Origin of the sequence: Dysgonomonas sp. Shenzhen-Wh21 (assembly GCF_043392705.1) — a bacterium.
In the GTDB taxonomy this organism is placed as follows: Bacteria; Bacteroidota; Bacteroidia; order Bacteroidales; family Dysgonomonadaceae; genus Dysgonomonas.
In genome coordinates, this window is record NZ_JAIXHZ010000137.1 from 1 (window position 1) to 3,317 (window position 3,317).

2 protein-coding genes and 1 pseudogene are annotated in these 3,317 nt (G+C 36.7%); all 3 read right to left on the reverse strand.

Annotated elements, in window-relative coordinates; genetic code table 11:
• Window positions 1-57 precede the first annotated feature (57 nt).
• Window positions 58-1,320 (reverse strand): annotated as a pseudogene (locus tag LDB17_RS09410) (sigma-54-dependent transcriptional regulator); the annotation flags it as partial.
• A gap of 233 nt (window positions 1,321-1,553) precedes the next feature.
• Complete coding sequence (locus LDB17_RS09415; protein ID WP_252639078.1) at window positions 1,554-2,672, reverse strand: ABC transporter permease; 1,119 nt, start codon at window positions 2,670-2,672, stop codon at window positions 1,554-1,556.
• Window positions 2,673-2,695: 23 nt separating this feature from the next.
• A partial coding sequence (locus tag LDB17_RS09420) for an ABC transporter ATP-binding protein (protein ID WP_393925009.1) occupies window positions 2,696-3,317 on the reverse strand: 622 nt, incomplete at its 5' end.

Below are 3,317 nucleotides of genomic sequence, written 5' to 3' on the forward strand. Positions count from 1 at the left end.
AAACGAAAGCAGCAAACCTACTCAATATTGATAGGAAAACCCTTTACAATAAAATGCATCAATATTGAGTAGGTTTGCTGCTTTCGTTTTATTTCCCTTTGTTATTTTCAAGGCTTTGATAATTTGCTCCCGTTCATCTATTGGTAATAAGATTTGCTCTGTTTGCTTCGGGATTTGGATAAACTCAGGTAAGAGGTCTGGCGTAATTTCTGTTCCTTTCGTAAACAATACTGTTCTACGTATTACATTCCTTAATTCTCGCAGATTTCCGGGCCAGTGGTATTCTTTTAGTATCGACATACATTCTTCCGAAAACCGCTCCACCTTTCGTTCCAATTCTTTATTGGCATCAGTTAAGAAGCTATTTGCAAAAAGAACAATATCATCTTTTCGCTCGCGCAAGGGTGGAACTATGAGTGTAAATTCATTTAATCTATGGTACAGATCTTCTCGGAAACGTCCTTCGGTGATAGCTGTTTCCAAATTTTCATTCGTTGCAACTATCATTCTTACATCTACTTTTATGTCTGTGGCAGAACCTACCGGACGTATTTTTCGCTCCTGTATGGCTCTTAATAACTGAACCTGCACTTCATATGACAAGTTCCCTACTTCATCTAGGAAAACTGTTCCTCCCTCTGCTTGCTCAAATACACCTTTCTTATCTGCAATAGCAGAGGTAAATGATCCTTTAAGATGTCCAAACAATTCACTCGGGGCTAATTCTTTTGATAGGCTACCACAATCCACAGCTATAAACTGAGCTTGTTTTCTTCGACTGTAATCATGTATCATTTTAGCCGTATATTCCTTTCCTGTTCCGCTTTCTCCTCTAATAAGTACAGACAAATGTGTTGGTGCTACGAGTTGTATATGCTCATACATTTGTTTAGATAAAGCACTGGTGCCATAAACGATACGTGTAGTAGAAAGGTTTTCCTTTGGTATTTGAGTTGGAGTGTGATTTAGAGCTTCGTCTATTTTTGATTTTAGGACTTCCGGGTTTATGGGTTTTTCCATATAATCAAAAGCTCCTAGTTTAATTGCAGAGACTGCACTTTGAACTTCTCCGTAGCTCGTCATAACAATAACCGGCGTATTTATTTTCTTCTCTCTGATCCAAGTCAATAACATTATACCGTCTCCATCAGGAAGTCTTAGATCTGTGATAATTAACGAGAAATCAACCTTTAATAAATCTTTTTTAGCTTCTTCTACAGTCGATCTAACCAATGGGTCAAATCCATTTCTATTAAACCATTTTTTTAGGACAATTCCGAATGTATTGTCATCTTCAATAATTAAAACTTTGGAAGCCATTATTCTTATCAGTTAGAGGGATATTCTCTCAAAATTATTTGTTTTTATTTTCAGACGAAAAGCTTTTATTCATAATTAACACTAATGAATAAAATGCTATTTAATCCACAGATTAATTAAAGTTGCATAAAATAGCATATAGTTAAAGGGTGATTGACACCCTTTAACTATATTGTTTGATTAGTAATAACCATATGTTTTTTGTAAATGAGATTGATAAAGGGTTGTGTGAATCAATTCCATTTAAATAGTTTCATACCTATAACGAAACAGATAATTCCGAGAGCTGATAAAGTACAAGTAGGATAAATCACTTCCATCCATCCTGCTCCCTCATTAAAAATGCTACGGATTCCATCGGTTAGTGCCGTTAGAGGAAGTAACTTAATTGTACTGATGCTCCATTCCGGGAAATTATGATAACTAAAGAAGATACCCGATAGCAGCATCATCGGCATTTGTACAGCATTAATCCATCCAGTGCCGACCTCTGTTTTTGTAGTACGGGATGCAACTAAGATGGCGATTCCTGTAAATGCAAGGTTGCCGGCCAAAAATAAAACAATCAATGCTCCGATGTTTCCTTGTATATGAATATCGAATATTAGCCATGCAAAAAACAGAAGAATCAGAGACTCAACTACATTCATGAGAATACGTACAAACATCAATGCAAACAAGAAATTAGATTTCTTCATTGGTGTCGCAACCATCCGTCTTAACAGCTTCTGAGATCTTCGTTCGATAATTGTATAACTAATTCCCCACATAATAGAACTCATCAATCCGAAAGCAATTAGCCCCGGTATGAGGAAATCAATATAACGAACACCCAGTAATGTCAATGGTTCTATATTGGTGTTTTCAGCATTCATGGTTGAATCGGGTGATTTTACCAATGCTGAAAGTTTCATATATGCTAATTGAGACTGAGAGTTGAGCGGGTCGAAATGATAAATGGCTTTTCCTAACGAATCTGTAACAATCACATCTGCTTCACCCCTCTTTAAGGAGATGATAGCCGAATTCCAGTCGCTTTGAGAGAACTTAAATACGGTATTACCCAGTTCTTTGTTGCTAATTTTCCAATTTAGGATGTTCCCTTCTTTACTCTGTGCATTTTTTCCATAAATATGGAGAAGTGAATCTAATTCGGTTTTATTCTTCTCAACAAGTATAACATTAAATTTTGATTCTGTTTGCTGTGTAAAAGCCAAACCCAATCCAATGGAGATGAGTACAGGAAAGATCATACCCCAAAAAAGAACTTCCGGTTCACGGATTGTTAATAAGAATTGGGTCTTGAAGAGTTGATATAGTTGATTTGTTCTGATTGATTCTTTTATTGACATAATTGAAAGTATATAAGTGTTATTTACAGTACAACATTTCCGTTCTCTCGAAGAGCTTTACCTGTGAGATTGATAAATAATTCGTCGAGGTTACGGGAATTTTCGTCTAACAATTCTTCTAGTTTTCCTTCCTTTAATATTTTCCCTTCATCAATAATGATTATATGATCGCAAAGAGATTCAGCTTCTTCCATATAATGCGTTGTCAGGATAAGAGTGGTCTCACCTTTGTCTTTTAATTCTTTCAGAATATTCCACAGATCGAGTCGTGAATGAGGATCGAGTCCTGTAGTAGGTTCGTCCAAAAAAAGAATCTGCGGAGTATTTAGCAGTGCTACTCCTAAAGCAAGCCGTTGCCGTTGTCCTCCGGAGAGTGTTCCTACCATAGATTTTTGCTTACTTTCCAGACCGGTAAGTTCTATAATTTCATTTGCTCGTTTCTCCCCAAGTCGGAAGAAACTGGCAAACAAGCATAATGTTTCAAAGACAGTAAGCTTGTCTGAAAAGCGTGTCTCTTGCAACGATAGACCTATTATTGCCCGGAGTTCCTTTTCATTCTTATGCCAGTTTTTACCCTGCAAGAGAATTTCTCCCGAGTCCGGCTTTTTTAATCCTTCCATCATCTCAACCATTGTTGTCTTTCCG

Bases quoted from the DNA above. Each gene is read 5' to 3' on its own strand.
- LDB17_RS09415 (WP_252639078.1), bottom strand. From the start codon at position 2,672: ATGTCAATAAAAGAATCAATCAGAACAAATCAACTATATCAACTCTTC.